The organism is Erwinia sp. STN24 (assembly GCF_041320675.1).
Classification (GTDB): domain Bacteria; phylum Pseudomonadota; class Gammaproteobacteria; order Enterobacterales; family Enterobacteriaceae; genus Erwinia; species Erwinia aeris.
The window spans coordinates 1-226 of record NZ_JBGGPM010000036.1; the positions used below are offsets into that span (position 1 = coordinate 1).

Here is a 226-nt window from a genome sequence, read left to right on the forward strand (position 1 = left end):
GGGATTCGAACCCCTGTTGCCGCCGTGAAAGGGCGGAGTCCTAACCGCTAGACGAAGGGGACACTGTCGTGTCGGCTTCGCAGCCGTCTTGCTCTAACGTTTCTATCAGACAATCTGTGTGAGCACTGCGCACGAAGGTATCTTCAGGTAAGGAGGTGATCCAACCGCAGGTTCCCCTACGGTTACCTTGTTACGACTTCACCCCAGTCATGAATCACAAAGTGGT

Annotated in this window: 1 rRNA gene; it reads right to left on the reverse strand. The window is 54.4% G+C overall.

Features of this window, described 5'->3' with window-relative positions:
* Positions 1-148: 148 nt before the first annotated feature.
* Positions 149-226 (reverse strand): 16S ribosomal RNA (locus ACA373_RS22230); the annotation flags it as partial.